This is a genomic window from Afipia sp. Root123D2, assembly GCF_001425835.1.
In the GTDB taxonomy this organism is placed as follows: domain Bacteria; phylum Pseudomonadota; class Alphaproteobacteria; order Rhizobiales; family Xanthobacteraceae; genus Afipia.
The window spans coordinates 516,498-532,856 of record NZ_LMDP01000002.1 but is presented as its reverse complement, the minus strand read 5'-3'; the positions used below and the strand labels follow the sequence as shown (position 1 = coordinate 532,856).

The 16,359-nt window shown below is 63.4% G+C and carries 17 protein-coding genes and 1 riboswitch; of the genes, 8 read left to right on the top strand and 9 right to left on the bottom strand.

Going from position 1 to position 16,359, the window contains the following annotated elements; genetic code table 11:
• Positions 1–150 precede the first annotated feature (150 nt).
• Complete coding sequence (gene thiS / locus ASC80_RS11630; RefSeq protein WP_056297014.1) at positions 151–348, bottom strand: sulfur carrier protein ThiS; 198 nt, start codon at positions 346–348, stop codon at positions 151–153.
• Complete coding sequence (locus ASC80_RS11625; protein ID WP_056297011.1) at positions 339–1,367, bottom strand: FAD-dependent oxidoreductase; 1,029 nt, start codon at positions 1,365–1,367, stop codon at positions 339–341. Before ASC80_RS11625 ends, thiS begins: the two co-directional genes overlap by 10 nt.
• Positions 1,355–1,479: riboswitch (TPP riboswitch) on the bottom strand. It overlaps the preceding gene by 13 nt.
• A gap of 237 nt (positions 1,480–1,716) precedes the next feature.
• Between ASC80_RS11625 and ASC80_RS11620 the strand changes: the two genes are divergently transcribed.
• A complete protein-coding gene (locus ASC80_RS11620) occupies positions 1,717–1,914 on the top strand; it encodes a hypothetical protein (protein WP_056297007.1) in 198 nt (65 codons plus the stop codon).
• A 100-nt stretch (positions 1,915–2,014) separates the two neighbouring features.
• Here ASC80_RS11620 and ASC80_RS11615 read toward each other — a convergent pair whose 3' ends face one another.
• Positions 2,015–3,094 (bottom strand): alkene reductase, encoded by a 1,080-nt coding sequence (locus ASC80_RS11615; protein ID WP_056297005.1) that lies wholly within the window; start codon positions 3,092–3,094, stop codon positions 2,015–2,017.
• Between ASC80_RS11615 and ASC80_RS23710 the strand changes: the two genes are divergently transcribed.
• Positions 3,085–3,345 (top strand): hypothetical protein, encoded by a 261-nt coding sequence (locus ASC80_RS23710; RefSeq protein ID WP_156464364.1) that lies wholly within the window; start codon positions 3,085–3,087, stop codon positions 3,343–3,345. The two genes, ASC80_RS11615 and ASC80_RS23710, sit on opposite strands and share 10 nt — an antisense overlap.
• Before the next feature lie 64 nt (positions 3,346–3,409).
• On the opposite strand, the gene ASC80_RS11610 is transcribed toward ASC80_RS23710, so the two are convergent.
• Together ASC80_RS11610 and ASC80_RS11605 are read right to left on the bottom strand one after the other, a co-directional pair.
• The gene (locus ASC80_RS11610) at positions 3,410–4,657 is read right to left on the bottom strand and encodes a lytic murein transglycosylase (protein ID WP_056298795.1); all 1,248 of its coding nucleotides are present in this window, start codon (positions 4,655–4,657) and stop codon (positions 3,410–3,412) included.
• A gap of 207 nt (positions 4,658–4,864) precedes the next feature.
• On the bottom strand, positions 4,865–6,319 hold the full coding sequence (locus tag ASC80_RS11605; RefSeq protein ID WP_056297002.1) for a helix-turn-helix domain-containing protein: 1,455 nt from the start codon (positions 6,317–6,319) through the stop codon (positions 4,865–4,867).
• A gap of 177 nt (positions 6,320–6,496) precedes the next feature.
• Between ASC80_RS11605 and ASC80_RS11600 the strand changes: the two genes are divergently transcribed.
• From ASC80_RS11600 to ASC80_RS11590, 3 genes are all read left to right on the top strand, one after another.
• Positions 6,497–8,137, top strand: coding sequence for an isocitrate lyase (locus ASC80_RS11600; RefSeq protein WP_056297000.1), 1,641 nt, complete (start codon positions 6,497–6,499; stop codon positions 8,135–8,137).
• Between the two features lie 53 nt (positions 8,138–8,190).
• Positions 8,191–8,397 (top strand): DUF4170 domain-containing protein, encoded by a 207-nt coding sequence (locus tag ASC80_RS11595; protein ID WP_056296998.1) that lies wholly within the window; start codon positions 8,191–8,193, stop codon positions 8,395–8,397.
• A gap of 159 nt (positions 8,398–8,556) precedes the next feature.
• Entirely contained in the window at positions 8,557–9,117 is a 561-nt protein-coding gene (locus ASC80_RS11590; RefSeq protein WP_056296996.1) for a hypothetical protein, read from the top strand.
• Between the two features lie 131 nt (positions 9,118–9,248).
• On the opposite strand, the gene ASC80_RS11585 is transcribed toward ASC80_RS11590, so the two are convergent.
• Both ASC80_RS11585 and mbfA read right to left on the bottom strand, forming a co-directional pair.
• Complete coding sequence (locus ASC80_RS11585) at positions 9,249–10,151, bottom strand: metallophosphoesterase family protein (RefSeq protein WP_056296994.1); 903 nt, start codon at positions 10,149–10,151, stop codon at positions 9,249–9,251.
• A 2-nt stretch (positions 10,152–10,153) separates the two neighbouring features.
• Positions 10,154–11,110 carry an iron exporter MbfA gene (mbfA, locus tag ASC80_RS11580; protein WP_056298792.1) on the bottom strand — a complete coding sequence of 319 codons (957 nt, stop codon included), beginning with the start codon at positions 11,108–11,110 and terminating at the stop codon, positions 10,154–10,156.
• A 99-nt stretch (positions 11,111–11,209) separates the two neighbouring features.
• On the opposite strand from mbfA, the gene ASC80_RS11575 reads away from it, so the two are divergent.
• From ASC80_RS11575 to ASC80_RS11565, 3 genes are all read left to right on the top strand, one after another.
• The gene (locus tag ASC80_RS11575; protein WP_056296991.1) at positions 11,210–11,719 is read left to right on the top strand and encodes an NUDIX domain-containing protein; all 510 of its coding nucleotides are present in this window, start codon (positions 11,210–11,212) and stop codon (positions 11,717–11,719) included.
• 61 nt (positions 11,720–11,780) lie between these two features.
• Positions 11,781–12,833: a glycosyltransferase family 2 protein gene (locus ASC80_RS11570; RefSeq protein ID WP_082512530.1), complete on the top strand. Its 1,053-nt coding sequence runs from the start codon at positions 11,781–11,783 to the stop codon at positions 12,831–12,833.
• A gap of 127 nt (positions 12,834–12,960) precedes the next feature.
• A complete protein-coding gene (locus ASC80_RS11565) occupies positions 12,961–13,467 on the top strand; it encodes a GNAT family N-acetyltransferase (protein ID WP_056296986.1) in 507 nt (168 codons plus the stop codon).
• Between the two features lie 161 nt (positions 13,468–13,628).
• Here ASC80_RS11565 and ASC80_RS11560 read toward each other — a convergent pair whose 3' ends face one another.
• The gene (locus tag ASC80_RS11560; RefSeq protein ID WP_056296983.1) at positions 13,629–15,821 is read right to left on the bottom strand and encodes a TonB-dependent receptor; all 2,193 of its coding nucleotides are present in this window, start codon (positions 15,819–15,821) and stop codon (positions 13,629–13,631) included.
• Positions 15,822–15,939: 118 nt separating this feature from the next.
• A complete protein-coding gene (locus ASC80_RS11555; protein WP_056296980.1) occupies positions 15,940–16,296 on the bottom strand; it encodes a DUF2946 family protein in 357 nt (118 codons plus the stop codon).
• Between the last annotated feature and the right edge of the window lie 63 nt (positions 16,297–16,359).

Below are 16,359 nucleotides of genomic sequence, written 5' to 3'. Positions count from 1 at the left end.
CGTCCCGGCCAAGTGAGCGAAGCGATCGCGAGCCGGGATCCATACACCCTGAGTTCACAGAGAGGCACGATGACAGACGCCCGTTGTTACAGGAGAGGCTCGTGGTTACAGGTCCCGGCGTTCGCCGGTACGACAGGCAAGTACTCATGCTCACCCTCCCTGCCGTGGCGTGAGGATTTCCACCGCGTCATTGTCGTTGAGCACGGTGTCGGCCCAGCGCGCGCGCGGCACGACGTCGTAGTTCACCGCCACCGCCAGATGGGTGCCTTCGTAGTCGAGTTCCGCCAGCAGGGCATCGACGCGCGTCGCCTGGATTTCCTTTCGCTCGCCGTTGACGATCAGGAACATTGCATCACCTCATTGTCGATCTCGCCGCGCCGGACATAGTTCAGCGTCAGTTCCGCCAGCGCGGGCGCCAGCAGGAAGCCGTGGCGATAAAGTCCGTTCACGGAAATTCGTTTGTCGTCGATGGCGATGCGCGGCAGGTTGTCGGGAAGTGCCGGACGCAGCCCCGCGCCGATCTCAAGGATGCGCGCTTCGCCGAATGCCGAATGCACGGCATAAGCGGCGCTGAGCAGTTCGAGCGCCGAGCGCACGCTGACGCCGCGATCCCCGCTCTCAATCGAGGTCGCGCCGATCATGAAGCGGTTGTCGTCACGCGGAATGATGTAAAGCGGCCAGCGCGGATGGATCAGCCGCACCGGGCGCGACAATTTCACCTCGTCGGTTTCGACGATCACCATTTCACCCCTGACCGGGCGCAGATCGGGAAACGCGTCGCGCGCAGCGAGGCCGCGGCAGTCGATCACGATGCCGCCGGTGTCGCGCGCAAGGTCATGCGGCTCGCGTTCACTCTCAAAACGGATCGTCGCACCTGAGGCGGTGATCTGGCGGTGAAGTTGCGGCAGCACGCGACGCGGCTCGACATGGCCTTCGGTCGGGAAGAACAGGCCTTCGCGGAAGCGGCCATCGAGCGACGGTTCAAGCTGCGCGATGTCCTCCGCGCCGAGGCGGCGATGTTCGGGCGCGAGCCGGGCGAAGCGGTCGAAATCATTGCGGTCGCGCGGATGAGAGACGACCAGCGATCCGTTGAACGGCGTTTCCGGCAACGCTTCGCGCCACAGATCGAGCGAACGCACGCCGAGCCGCGGAATCACCGGCTCGGAATCCTCGGCTTCGCAGTGGGGCGCGAGCATGCCGCCGGCCCAGTGGCTGGTGGCGAGCGTCATCGCGGTGGTGTCGCGTTCGTACAGCGTCACGGCAAAGCCGGCCCGCGCGAACAGCAAAGCATGCCAGCTGCCGGCAACGCCTGCACCGACAACGCTAACGGAAATCTCTCCTCGCGGAGACGCCTTATCCTGATACATCCCTGTCCCTTCGCCGGCATGACCCGGATCAGGTTCAAAGGGTCACCGCGCTCTCGCGACTGCGAATATGCGGTATCTCAGCTCCAATGCAGGAGCCCCCCTCGGAACAGTGCTTATGTTATGCGCCGCGCCCTTCATGTCAATGTCACGTTGCGCATCGCTGCGGGATTTGCCTTTGATCTGGCTGGAATTGGCGTCTTTTGCGGGGGTTATCGCTGGTCCGCGATTTGCAGGGACACCGGTTGTAAATCTGTCGCGCGAAGCAGCTACAGAGCCGAGCGGTGGGGCTGAAACCTTTTCGGCTCGTCCGCGTTAGTCGCCACGAAATCCGGTGCTGAGGTCTTGTTCAATGTCAGACACTTATATCATCGAGGTTAGTTCGGAACCCGCGGGCATCGTTGTCCGCGACAGGGCCGGGTTCCGTTTCTTCGCCGCGACTCAGCGTTTTAATCCGCTGGAGGGCCGGTTGTTTCGCAGCGCGCGCGAAGCCGAGCGCGTGGCGCGCCAGTTGCTGGCCGGCAAATCCTCCGCGCCTGCCGCGACCTGATCGCGCCCGGCCGCACATTTTCTAGTCTTGTCGAGAACAACGTTGCTCAAGAAAAAGGCCGGGATGCTCCCCGGCCTTTTTGCTTGGTTATTCCCGGCAATCACGCCAGCACGGGATAGTCGGTATAGCCCTTGGCGCCGCCGCCGTAGAACGTTGCCTTGTCGGGCGCGTTCAGGTCCGCGCCGCGCTTCAGCCGCTCCACCAGATCGGGATTCGAAATGAACAGCTTGCCGAACGCGATCAGGTCGGCCTCGTTCGCCGCCAGCACCTTTTCGGCCAGCGCGAGATCGTAGCCGTTGTTCGCGATATAGGTTCCGCTGAAGCGCTTGCGCAGGCTGGCGTAGTCGAACGGCGCGATGTCGCGGGGGCCGCCGGTCGCGCCTTCGATGACGTGAATGTAGACCAGCTTGAGCGCATCGAGCCGATCGACGATGTGATCGAACAGCGGTTGCGGGTTCGAGTCGGACACGTCGTTGGCAGGCGTCACCGGCGAGAGGCGGATGCCGGTACGCGCTGCGCCGACCTCGGCCGAAACCGCCTGGGCGACCTCAAGCATGAGCCGTGCGCGGTTCTCGATCGAGCCGCCATAGGCGTCTGTGCGCTTGTTGGCGCCGTCCTTGGCGAACTGGTCGAGCAGGTAGCCGTTGGCGCCGTGGATTTCGACGCCGTCGAAGCCGGCGGCAATGGCGTTGGCGGCGCCGCGCTTGAAGCTGTCGATGATGCCGGGAATTTCCTCGAGCGTCAGCGCGCGAGGTTCGGAGACATCGGCAAAGGTCCCGCCGACAAAGGTCTTGCCGTTGGCGCGCACCGCGGATGGCGCGACCGGCGCGCCATGATCCGGTTGCAGCGTGGTGTGGGAGATGCGGCCGACATGCCAGAGCTGAAGATAGATGTGGCCGCCGCGCTCGTGAACGCGATCCGTCACCTTGCGCCAGCCCGCGATCTGCTCCTTCGAGTAGATGCCGGGGGTGTCCTGGTAACCCTGGCCCTGCTGCGACACCTGGCTCGCTTCGGTAATCAATAATCCGGCGGAGGCGCGCTGGCCGTAATAGTCGACGGCGAGGGGATTCGGCACGAACCCGTCAATCGCGCGGTTGCGCGTCAGCGGCGCCATCACCGTGCGATTGGAAAGGGTGATCGCGCCAAGCTTGTAGGAATCAAACAATTTCGATGCGGACATGGTTCGCTTCCGTTGAGAATTTCAATGCAAGTGCATTTAAGTTACTCTGGGTCGCGAAACAAGACATCGCCTGCACATTGTGCCTATGCGCCGCGCTGAATGCCGCCGAGGTGGCCGCCATCGCGAAACAGCGTATGCGCGTTCGCGTAGGACGATTCATTCGATATCCGGAACAGCGCAGCAAGCGTTCTTCCGGCAGCTTTCTCGATGGTGGAAAGGTGCTGTCGGCACGCTTGCGGCATCGCGATTGATCGGCGGGTCGATAAAATCCCGCGCGATCACATTGCAGTGAATGCCCTTCGGCAAGGCGCAGCGTTAGCGCGCGCCGCCGCGCATCCGTGCCAGCAATTCGGCGGTGGGCCATGCATCGGCGGGCAGGCCGAACTTGACCTGCATCGCTTTCACGGCGATCCGCGTCTGCTGGCCCAACACGCCGTCGATCTTGCCGACGTCATAACCTGCGCGCGCGAGCAATTGCTGCAATTCGCGCAGTTCATTGTGCGGCAGTTGCTCGACGTCCCGGGAGGGTTTGTGCATCGGCGCGGCGCCGGCAATGCGGGTGGCGAGATAGGCGGCGGTGGTCGCGTAGATCAGCGAGTTGTTCCACTCGGTGTAGGCGTCGAAGTTCGGATAGGCCAGGAACGCCGGACCATGGCGGCCCATCGGCAGCAGCACCGAGGCTGACAGGTTGTCATTCGGCAGCGGCCGACCGTCGGCGAGCGTTACGCCCCATGCCGCCCACTTCGATCGCGGATGCTTGATGGCGAGATCGGTCTGGTCCCACGGCAGATCCGCAGGCACACGGATTTCCTGCAGCCACGGCTGGCCGCGCTTCCATTTCAGCCCGGTCGCGAGATAGTTCGCGGTCGAGCCGATGACGTCAGGTGCGCTGCGCAGCAGGTTGCGATGGCCGTCGCCGTCGTAATCGACGGCATAGTCGAAGTAGTGGCGCGGCAGAAACTGGGTTTGACCGAGCTCGCCGGCCCATGAGCCGATCATCTCGTGCGGCGACAGATCGCCGCGATCGATGATCTTCAGTGCCGCGATGGTTTCATCGTGAAACATCTGCGGGCGCCGGCAATCATAGGCCAACGACACCAGCGAGCGCAGCGTCGGCAGCTTGCCCTGCACCGCGCCGAAGTCACTCTCCAGCGCCCAGAATGCGGTGATCACCGCAGGCGGCACGCCGTACTCCTTCTCCGCGCGCGCGAAGGCCTGGGCGTGAGTCTTGATCAGTTTCTGCCCGCGTATCCGCCGCGACTCCGAGGCCATGCGCCCGGCGAACTGTGTGAATATCTGGCCGAACACGCGCTGGCCACGGTCGCGATTGACGATGCCCTGATCGTAAACCATCGAGGGCAACGCCTCGGCGATCGCGCGTTGCGACACACCGGCCTTGAGCGCGTCGTTCTTCAGGCTGCCGAGAAACTGTCCGAAGCTCATGCCGTTGTGACAACGCGCACCGCTTTGCGCGAGGGCGGGGGAGGATGCGAGAGAGACTGCGGCCGCGACGAGTGCGAGTCTTTTGATTGAAAAACGCGCTATCGCGCCGTGTCTCCACATTGTGCCAGGTCTTTCCACATTGTCATGGCCGGGCTTGACCCGGCCATCGATCAAATCAGTGCAACTGAGTCTTCTTTGGATGGATTGCCGGGTCAAGCCCGCGAGGATGAACGTTAGGTAATCGTGGGCGTGCTGCTCGTTTCTATGTCGTCCACTGTGCGCCCCTGATCGGGATGGCCGGAACAAGCCCGGCCATGACAGCGAGGTTCACAACTCCCGTGCATTGCTGAACGCGAACGAGGTCACGCGCCGCGTGTTCTCGTCGAGGATCAGCGTGCGGGTCAGCGGCGGTTCGGCGCGCTGGCTGCAATTCTCGCGTTCGCACAGGCGGCAGTTGACGCCGATCGGCGTGCCTTGCGCCTTCTCCAGATCGAGCCCGGCCGCGTAGACCAGCTTGGCGGCATGACGGATTTCACACCCCAAACCGATGGCGAAGCGCGGCTGCGGCTGCGGATAGGGCGCGGCGGGCCGGCGCACCATCTGCGCCAACGAGAAATAGCGGCTGCCGTCGGGCAGTTCGACCACCTGCTGCAACATGCGGTCCGGGGTGTCGAAGGTTGAGTGCACGTTCCACAGCGGGCAGGTGCCGCCGAATTTCGAGAACGGAAACGTGCCGGATGAAAACCGCTTCGACACATTGCCGGCGTTGTCGACGCGCAGCATGAAGAACGGCACGCCGCGCGCGTTCGGCCGCTGCAAGGTCGTCAGGCGATGGCACACCTGCTCGAAGCCGACATTGAAGCGCTGGCCGAGTACCTGCAGATCGTAGCCGAGTTCCTCGGCGGCGGAATGGAAAGGCACGTAGGGCATCATCACTGCGGCGGCGTAGTAATTGGCCAGCGTGATGCGGTAGAGCCGCCGCGACGTGTCGTCGAGCGGTCCGGCGCGATTGACGATTCCTTCCATCACCGGTCCGCATTCCGCCAGCGCGACCTGGATCGCGAGCTGGAACACGCGGCCGGAGCCGTCGACCAGTTCGGAAATCAGCACCTGACGGCGATGCCGGTCCCAGCGCCGCAGCGTTTCGCGCATCACGTCCACCGGCATGATGCGCACGGTGGTGGAATGTTTTTCGCGCAGCCGGTCGCTCAACGCCGCGAACAGGTCGTGCGATGTGGTGACGCCGAGTTCGTCGCGCAGCGCCTCCGCCGCAGTTTCGAGTTCGGGAAAATAGTTGCGATTGGCCTCGATCAGGTCGCGCACCCGCTCGATCGGGTTGGCCTCGTAGCGCGCGCCTGCGCCCTCATCGCGGTCGGCGAACTGCGCCGCCACCATGGTCTCGCCGCGCCGCGCTTCGGTGTAGGCGGCATATAGCCGTTGCAGCGAATGAGTGACCCCGGGGCACAGTTCAGCGAGATCGCGCAGTTCCTGCTTCGGCAGATCGATCTGGCGAAACAGCGGATCGGAAAAGATTTCGTTCAGTTCGGCGAAGAAGCGGTCTTCGTCGGCGCTGGCGAGATCGCGCAAATCGAGGTCATAGGTTTCAGCCAGCCGCAGCAGAATCTGCGCGGTGACCGGGCGCTGGTTGCGCTCGATCAGGTTGATGTAGCTCGGCGAGATGCCGAGTCCCTCGGCAATCTGGGTCTGCGACAGGCCGAGTTGCTGGCGAATCCGCCGGAAACGCGGGCCGACGAACAGCTTTTTCCCTGGATCGGACGCCATGGAACATCTCCGTTGCCCGATTGTTACGAAATTTACAAATTAACATCTATTACAAGTATAGATGTTACATGACATCATCATTCAATTACAAGCCGTCTGTACGAATATATGGCAGTCGCGTTTAACTCTGGACATGTTTCTCGCAACGCAATGTCACGAATGTGGATTGGAACTAGCATGAATTACCAGACGCGCAACATCACCGACCACGCGATCCAAGGTCCTTCCTCCTACCAGAGCGAAATCAAGGCGGCGGAAGTCCTCCTCAAGGACAAGGGCACATGGAACGGCGTGACCGCCGAAGCTGTCGCGCGCATGCGCCTGCAGAACCGCTTCAAGACCGGCCTCGACATCGCCCGCTACACGGCCGCCGTGATGCGGGCCGATATGGCCGCGTACGATGCTGATCCCACCAAGTACACCCAGTCATTGGGTTGCTGGCATGGTTTCATCGCCCAGCAGAAGCTGATCTCGATCAAGAAGCATTTTGGTGGCAAGACCGACCGCCGCTACCTCTATCTGTCGGGCTGGATGATCGCCGCCCTGCGCTCCGAATTCGGTCCGCTTCCGGATCAGTCCATGCACGAGAAGACCTCGGTGCCGGCGCTGATCGAAGAGCTTTACACCTTCCTGCGTCAGGCGGATTCGCGCGAACTCAACGACATCTTCCGCGAGATCGACGCCGCCCGTAAGGCCGGCGACAAGGCCAAGGAAACGGCGCTGATCGCGAAGGTCGACAATTTCCAGACGCACGTCGTGCCTGTCATCGCCGACATCGACGCGGGTTTCGGCAATGCGGAGGCAACCTACCTGCTCGCCAAGAAGATGATCGAAGCGGGCGCTTGCGCCCTGCAGATCGAAAACCAGGTGTCCGACGAAAAGCAGTGCGGCCATCAGGACGGCAAGGTGACTGTGCCGCACGAGGTTTTCCTCGCGAAGATTCGCGCCTGCCGCCACGCATTCCTCGAAATGGGCGTGGACGACGGCATCATCGTGACCCGCACCGACTCGCTCGGCGCCGGCCTCACGCAGCAGATCGCTGTCAGCCACAAGCCGGGTGACCTCGGCGACCAGTACAACAGCTTCCTCGATTGCCAAGAAGTGGACGCGACCAAGGTCGGCAACGGCGATGTCATCATCAGCCGCAACGGCAAACTGCTTCGTCCGAAGCGCCTGCCGAGCAATCTGTATCAGTTCCGCTCCGGCACCGGCGTCGATCGCTGCGTGCTCGACAGCATCACCTCGCTGCAGAACGGCGCGGACCTGCTGTGGATCGAAACGGAGCGGCCGAACATCGCGCAGATCGCCGAGATGGTGGATCGCGTCCGCGAGGTCATCCCGAACGCGAAGCTCGCCTACAACAACTCGCCGTCGTTCAACTGGACGCTGAACTTCCGCTGGCAGGTGTTCGATGAGTGGAAGGCGGCCGGCAAGGACGTCAGCAAGTACAACCGTGCCGACCTCATGAAGGTGGAATACGACGAGACACCGCTGGCGATCGAAGCCGATCAGTTGATCCGGACCTTCCAGGCGGATTCGGCGAAGCGCGCCGGCATCTTCCACCATCTGATCACGTTGCCGACCTATCACACGGCGGCGCTGTCGACCGATAATCTCGCGAGGGAATACTTCGGCGAACAGGGCATGCTCGGATACGTGAAGAACGTTCAGCGTGCGGAAATCCGCCAAGGGATCGCCTGCGCGAAGCATCAGAACATGGCTGGCTCCGACATCGGCGATGACCACAAGGAATACTTCGCTGGTGAGGCGGCCCTGAAGGCGGGCGGCGCCCACAACACGATGAACCAGTTCGGCTGACGGTCGAATCTCAACAAATCTGTTGCACTTCAATCTAACTCGAGGAGGCTTAAATGAGCGGCAGCAATTTCTGGGTGATTGGCGGCGAGTTTGGATCGATGAACTTCCACAAGCTCGTGGAAGGCTCTGCCCAGGTCCAGGGCCCCTTCAAAACCCGCAAGGAAGCCGAGGACGCATGGCGCGTTGTGTCCGAGGAAAACCGTCATCGCGGTAGCGTGCGGTTCTCGATCGTCGAGGAACCGCAGCGCATTTCCGCCTGATAACTCCCAGGCGAAAGCGTTCGCGCCAAGCCTCAACTAAACGGCCCTGTCCCGATCCGGGACGGGGCCGCTTTGTTTTCCCGAGCCGGGAACCGGAGCCCTTTGCGGACCTTACGGTTACTGATAGGTTAACCAGGTCCCAACAAAGGCGCGGAAACGATGTCGGAGCACAATGCGGAAGGTCAGTCAGCGGCTGCGGAAAGCCCTGTGCGGCTGCGCGATGCCCTGCGGAAGGCGCGAATCGAAGCGGCCGACCGGTCCGGCGTGGTGGTCGATCTGCGCGACGCCGAAACAGTCCGCCTCGAGATTCTGAACGACGCGCTGAACCCGCTATTCGCGGAAATCCCTGTCCAGGTCGATCTGTTCGATCGTGGCATCAGCCGGGGTGACACCCCGCGGCTGTGGATCGACGCCGTGTCCCATGTTGCCATGGGGCGCGACAAGCGCATCTACCGTTTCGTCCAGGACACACGGTTCGGGCGTATCGTGCTGGCCGAATCGCACGACGTGCCGGTGATCGTCGATGCCGTCACCGATTACATCGCGCGGCGTATGATCGAGCGCGAGCAGGCGATGATCGTCACGCCGGTGCCGGCGGCTGCATCGGCCTCCGCGCCGAGGATGAAATCGTCACGGCTGTGGACGTTTGCGTTTGGCTTTTTCGCCGGGCTTGCGGCGCTGTTCGGCTTCGCGCTGGTCGCTGCCTTGCGCGGGATGTAGATATTATTTTTGTCTTGGCCGGCGTTACTTTCGCTCGCCTATGTCCCGGCATCTCGCTTAGGGATGCACTGTGCCCGCCTAAGCGGGATCACCGGGACAAGCCCGATGATGACATCGAATGGGAATCTGCATCAGACCAGAATCCGCTTCTCGATCTCGGTCACGCTGTTCACGTCGTCCTTGGTGAATCCGCGCACGGTTTGCATCACGCGCCAGCCCGCGCCGTCGCGTTCGATGGCAAACAGATTGTACGCCGCCGGATCCTGATGGCCGCCGGCGACCACCGACGATGACGGCACGCCGATCGCCGGAATCTTTTTTCCATTCGAGCCGTCGAACCACACCGTTGCGTGACGATGATCGTGACCGTGCAGCACCAGATCGACACCGTGCCGCGACAGGATGTCGAGGATATCGCCGGCATCGCGCAGCCGCGCCGCCCAGCGCCCCGGCGCGGTGTGCAGCGGATGATGGATCAGCAGGATGCGAAACAGGTTGTCGTTGGCGAGTTGCGCCAGCGCGCGATCGAGCGCGTCACGTTGGGCGCGGCCGAGGCGGCCGGTCGCCATGAACGGCGCGGTCGGGATCGCGCTCGACACGCCGACCAGCGCCAGCGGCCCGCGGCGACGGACATAGGGGAACGATGCCACGTTGCCGAGCCCGCGGTCGCCGCGCAGATAGTCCACCCACATTTCCGCGAAATGATGCCGCGCGCCTGGCGAGTAGGCATCGTGATTGCCCGGTACCAGCGAGACGTCGTGCGGCATGCCGACGCTTTCCAGCCACGCACGCGCCTCGATGAATTCGGCGGGCAGCGCGACGTTGACCAGATCGCCGGTGACGGCGATGTGGTCGGGCTTCTGCGCGTGCATGTCGGCGACCAGCGCCGCCAGCACGTCGCGGCGATGAATAGCGTGGCGCTTGCGTTGCCAGTTGAGATAGCCGATCGCGCGTTTGCCGACGAGGTCGATCGGACGCGGCGCCGGCATCGGGCCGAGGTGCGGGTCGGACAGGTGGGCGAGGAGATACGTCATCGTCAGGCGCTGCCGATCAGGATGCCCGCGAGAAACACCAGCGTGCCGCCGACCGCGATCTGAAATGTTGCCTGCAGCCACGGCGTATCCATGTAGCGATGGCGGATCCACGAGATCACCGTCAGTTCGACCACCACGACGGCGACCGCGATCACGGTGGCGATCCAGAAATCGGGAATTAGATACGGCAATGTGTGACCAAGGCCGCCGAGCGTCGTCATCAGCCCGCACACCGTGCCGCGAATCCAGGGTGAGCCGCGCCCGGTCAGCGCACCGTCGTCCGACAGCGCCTCGGCGAATCCCATCGAGATGCCGGCGCCGACCGAGGCGGCGAGGCCGACCAGAAACGTCTCGAATGGTTTGTGGGTCGCGAAGGCGGCGGCGAACAGCGGCGCCAGCGTCGACACCGAACCATCCATCAGGCCGACGAGGCCGGGCTGAATGTATTGCAGCAGGAAGGCGCGGCGCTGGGTCTCGTCCTCCGCGGCGATGGCTTCCTTGGTTAGATACGTGTCGGCAAGTTCGTTGGCGCGGACCTCGTGTTTGATTTCCTCGTCGGCGAGGTGCAGCAGGAGTTCGCGGATCGAGGCATCACGGGTATGTTCGGCGGCTTTACGGTAAAACAGTTCCGCTTCCTTCTCCATGTCAGCCGTATAGCGGCGGACAGCGGCAAGGCCGAGCGGGCGGGTCAGCCAAAGCGGCTTGCGTTTGATGAAGCCGGTGACGTCCTCGCGCCGGACCAGTAGCAACGCGTCACCGAACTTCTCGCGATAGAGATTGAACAGCATGCCGCGATGGCTGGCCTCCTCAGCGGCCATTTCGGAGAAGACCTTCGCCGAGGCGGGGTATTGCTCGCCGAGACCTTCGGCGAATCCGTGATAGATACGGCTGTCGTCTTCCTCGTTGGAAATCGCCAGCGCGAGGATTTCGCGTTCGGTGAGATCGGCGAATCGCTTCACAGTGCCTGCCATGGTCTGGTCGTTTTCGATCGCACATGTTTGGCAAGACGGCCGATATGATGCAAGGACGATCCGCGCGTTCATTCGGCTGTCACGACCATGCTGGAGATATTCTTGATCACGATCCCGTCGGCCTGGCGCACTGCCTGCGAACCACTCCTGCGCCGCTGCTTTCATTTCTATTCGCGGTTCGCGCGCGGCATGACGCTTGGCGCGCGCGCCGTCGTGCTCGACGACGGCGACCGGCGCGTGTTCCTGGTCAAGCACAGCTATACGCCCGGCTGGCATCTGCCCGGCGGCGGAGTCGAGACCGGCGAAACCTTTCTGCAATCGGTGGCGAGGGAGCTGAGAGAAGAGGGCGGCATCGAACTGACCGGCGCACCGCAGCTCCACGGCGTGTTCTTCAACCGCAGAATTTCGCGGCGCGATCACGTCGCGGTCTATGTGGTGCGCGACTGGTATCAGGAACAGATGCCGAAGCCGAACCACGAAATCGTCGCCTGCGGTTTTTTCGACGTCGCCAGCCTGCCCCCCGATACCACGCGGGGGACGCGGCTGAGGATTGAGGAAGTCCTCCAGAACCGGGTGTTAATCGAGGATTGGAGTTAGAGATCGTTCATGGTTTGGGCCCTATGGTCCCGGTCATCCGACACTGGTCCAGGGACCATCGATGAGCGCCGCGCCCGATCTCAGCCGACATCTGAACGACCGCCGCGAGCCCGTGCGCGGCGATCTGGCGAGCTTGACCGAGGCGCTCGATGCGTTCGCGCGCGAGGAGCGCCCAGCGCCGCAGCCGGCCCGGCCGCGCGTTGCCGTGCTGGTGCCTTGCTACAATGAGGAAGCTGCGGTCGGCACAGTGATTGCCGATTTCCGCGCCGCGTTGCCCGACGCTGCGATTTACGTTTACGACAACAATTCATCGGACGGCACGATCGCGATCGCGCGCGAGGCGGGTGCGCAGGTTCGCAGCGAGCGCCGTCAGGGCAAGGGCCATGTCGTTCGGCGAATGTTCGCCGATATCGATGCGGACGTTTACGTGCTGGTCGATGGTGACGCGACTTACGACGCGCCGAGCGCGCGGGGCATGATCGAGAAGCTGATGACCGATCATCTGGACATGGTGGTCGGCCTGCGCGTCGATCAGGATGTCGCCGCCTATCGCCTCGGCCATCGCACCGGCAACGCGATGCTGACCGGCTTTCTCGCCTCGGTGTTCGGCCAGGCGTTCAAGGATATCCTGTCCGGTTATCGCGTGTTCTCGCGCCGCTTCGTCAAATCGTTTCCAGTGTTGTCGGACGGTTTCGAGATCGAGACCGAACTCAGCGTTCATGCGCTTGAACTGGCGCTGCCGGTCGCGGAGGTGGCTACGCCGTATTATGCCCGCCCGGAAGGCTCGTTCAGCAAGCTCAACACCTGGCGTGACGGCTTCCGCATTCTCGGCACCATTCTCAAACTCTATCGCTCGGAAAAGCCTCTGCGCTTTTTCAGCATCATCGGCGCGCTGCTGATGCTTGCCTCGATCATCCTGATCATTCCGGTGGTGGTGACCTATGTCGAGCAGGGCATCGTGCCGCGCCTGCCGACTGCGGTGCTGTCGATGGGTCTGATGATCCTCGCCATGCTGTCGGTGTCCTCCGGCCTCGTGCTGGACACGGTGACGCGCGGCCGCCGCGAAATGAAGCTGCTGGCCTACCTGTCGCAGCCGGCGGCGGGCGAACGGTGATATTGGGCGCGGTCGCCAACCACCCATTCTAAACTGTCATGGCCGGGCTTGCCGCTTACGTTTTGTAGCGCCAGCCGTCGCTTCCCGATGGACCGGCTTCCCGCCAGATGCTAATTCGCTGCCCATCATGACCGATCTGTCCCTCACCATTCTGGCCGAAACCCCGAACGATGCGCAGGCCATCGAGCGCCTGCACGAGCGCACGTTCGGCCCTGGCCGTTACGTGCTCAGCGCCTATCGTCTGCGCGAGCACGTCGATCATCTGCTGGCGCTGTCGTTCACGGCGCGGATCGGCACCCTGATGGTCGGCTCGGTGCGGCAGCTTCCGATCTGCATCGGCGATACGCCGGCGCTGCTGCTCGGTCCGCTGACGGTGGAGCCACCGTTCCGCGATCGCGGCGTCGGCCGCGCCTTGCTGGCGCGGGCGCTCACCGAGGCAAAGACGCAGGGCCATCGCCTTGTGCTGCTGGTCGGCGACGAGGCCTATTACTCCCGCGCGGCATTCAAGCGCATCTCCGGCGTCACCATGCCGGGGCCGGTCGATCCCGCGCGGCTGCTGGTCCACGAACTCGTGGACGGCGCGGCCGATGGCGTATCCGGCGCGGTGCGTCCGGACTGGAGCGCGGCGGCGTAGGAGGACAGTTGTCTGCTGCCTGAACCTGCACCACAAAGATGTTGTCATGGCCGGGCTTGACCCGGCCATCCATGTTTTAGGGATAGCGATGTGAGACGTGGATCACCGGGACAAGCCCGGTGATGACAATCGAGTTTGATGGGGTTGCTGCGCTGCTCTCCCTAGAACTTCGCGCTGGCAAAGATCCTCACCGAGCGTCCGGGCAACAGCACCTCATCCTTGCGGAATGACGAGGCATTGCGCACGTCATCGTTCAGCAAATTGGTGCCGACAATTCCGTAGCGCACCTCGCGCAGGCCGGTCGAGGCATAGTCGGTTTTCTCGGTACGGCTGATTTCCGCGCGCAGCAAATTGTAGCCTTTGGTCACGGTCTCATCCGCCGCAATGCGGTTCTGGTCGAACGCATGAAGCAGCCCGACGCGGGCATACCATTCGTCGTCCTTGTAGTAGATGCCGCCGCCGAGCCGGTGTGGCGGAATGCGCGGTACGAAACTGCCGTCCTTGAATCGTGCATCGACGTAATCGTATTGCCCGTCGACTCCGAAGGTGCCGCGCCACAGCTGGCCGACATCGAACTGCGTCGAAACCTCAGCGCCGCGGAACAGTGCGTCACGCTGGTCGTAGATCACCTGCGTCAGTTCGGTGCCGCCGCCGGAGCCGCAGCTATCGAACTCATCGTCGCAGCGCAGGCCTGTGGCGCGCTTGAAGATGTAGTTCTGGTAGCTCGTGTAATAGGCAGCGAGATCGAAGCGCCAGCGGCCGGTCTGCTTGCGCAATCCGATCTCGAGGCTGCGCGCGGCTTCGGTCGTCAGGTTCGGATTACCGATCTCGAAGGTGCCAGGTGCGTCATGCGCGCCTTTGGCGAACAGTTCGGCGGAGCGCGGCGCGCGCTCGACATACTGCGCGGTGAACGACGCGACCATGTCGTTGGGCAGCGCTTGCAGCACGCCGAAGCTCGCACTCTTGGGCGTGAAGTTGCGCTTGGCGGCGAAGTCGATGGCGTCGCCGTTGATCGGATCGAAGCTGCCGGGAAACAGCGCGGGCGTGCCCGAGACGTGCGCCTGATCGATACGCCCGGCGAGTTGCAGCTTCAACTGATCGTTGACGCGCAACTCGTTGAACATGTAGGCGGCGGCAGCGAAGGTTTCGGTCGGCGCCAGCAGGCCGCCGGCCTCGCCTGCGGTGCTGATCTGCTGATGGTTGAATTGCACGCCGGGCGCGGCGGTCCAGATGCCGAACGGCGTGCTGACCCCGGCCATCTGAACCTCGAGCCGCGCTTCCTGCTCCTTGTTCTTGAACGTCGCGCGCACGCCGTCGAGCCCGTCGTCGGCGCTATAACCCTTCTCGTCGTGCGTGTAGTTGGTTGCGCCGAACCACAGCCGGATCGCATCGATCATCGCCGAGTCGGGACGATACTCGCCCTTGCCGAGCAGTTTGGTCTGTTCGAGGTTGATGCGATTGTTGACCTGCGCCGGCTCGATGCCGGGGATGTGATACAGCGCGGACGCCTGCGTCAGCGCCATGCCGAAATAGCCGCCGTCGAAGAAGTATGTGCCGCCGACCGCGCCGCCTGCCGTGCGTTGCTGTGTGTTCTTCTGCACGCCGCCGGGAATCCGGTAATCCTCGGTGTAACGCGTGAAGGCGTCGGCGTGAATCGCGACATTGTTCTGACGCACGTTGAAGCCGACCGACCCTTCACGGCCGAGATCGGCACTGGTGAACGCCGACGCGCCCCAGCCGCTCAGGCCGTTCGGCGTCTCGGCCAGCGGAATGCGGTTGTTGTCGACGCTGACGACGCCGCCGATCGCCTGCGATCCGTAACGCAACGACGCCGGTCCGCGCACCACTTCGACGCGGGTGGCGGAAAGCGTGTCGATCGGAACGCTGTGATCCTCACCGATTTCCGAGACATCCATCGACGACGTGCCGTCTTCCTGCACGCGGACGCGGAAGTTATCGAGGCCGCGAATGATCGGGCGGCTCGATCCCGGCGCATAGGTCGAGGCGCTGATGCCGGGTTTGTCGAACAGCAGGTTGCCGAGCGAGCCGCCGGTGCCAAGCCCACCGCCGGCCTGGTTCTGCAACTGGTTGGCATCGAGTACGGTCGAGGCCGAGAACGATTGCGCCAGCGGATCGGGTGCGGCAGGCGCAGGCGGCGCCTCCGCCGTGGCCGGCGCGGGTTGCGCCGCCCGCTGGTTGCGATGGACGATCGGGCTCGCTGTGATCGAGATTTCGGGCAACGCATTGCTGTCGGTGGGTGTGGTGCTTTGCGCGAACAGTGGGACGGGTATTGCGCTCAAGACGGCGAGCGCCGAGGTGGCAAGAAAAACGTGACGCGGAGAGAGTCGTGACATGAATTCGATCCTGACGCCGCTGAGCGCGGCGACCCGTCTTCTGCGGACGGGGTGATTCCGGAATTGTCCCGTCGGCTCAATGCGGGAGCATCGAGCGCGGAACGTCGGCTAGCCGGGATCAGATCGAAGGAGGGGCGCGGGACTGGAACGCGGCGCGCTGCGGATCCGGGGCATCGGATTGCGCAAGCAAGGCATGGCGCGCGGCATGGAAGGAGGTTGGGACTGGCAGAACCGGCGGGGTGGCATCGACCAGCGAACTGGCCATCGCCACCGTGGCGCAGATCGCGCAGATGTCGACGGCAGCATTGTGATCGTGGTCGCTATCGGGCGCGTTGGTCGGGCCGGAGACCGTCTGCGCGCCGTCCGGAGCAAAATAACCGGCATGGACATGGCCGAACGACAGGCCGAACTGCAGCGCCAGCGCGAACAGCGCCAGCAGCGACAGCTTCCTTGCCTGCAACCTCAGCCGTCTCATGCCGACGACGCCCCATGCCCAGGCTTCAGCCGCCCGGTATCCCCAATGTTATAATATAACATC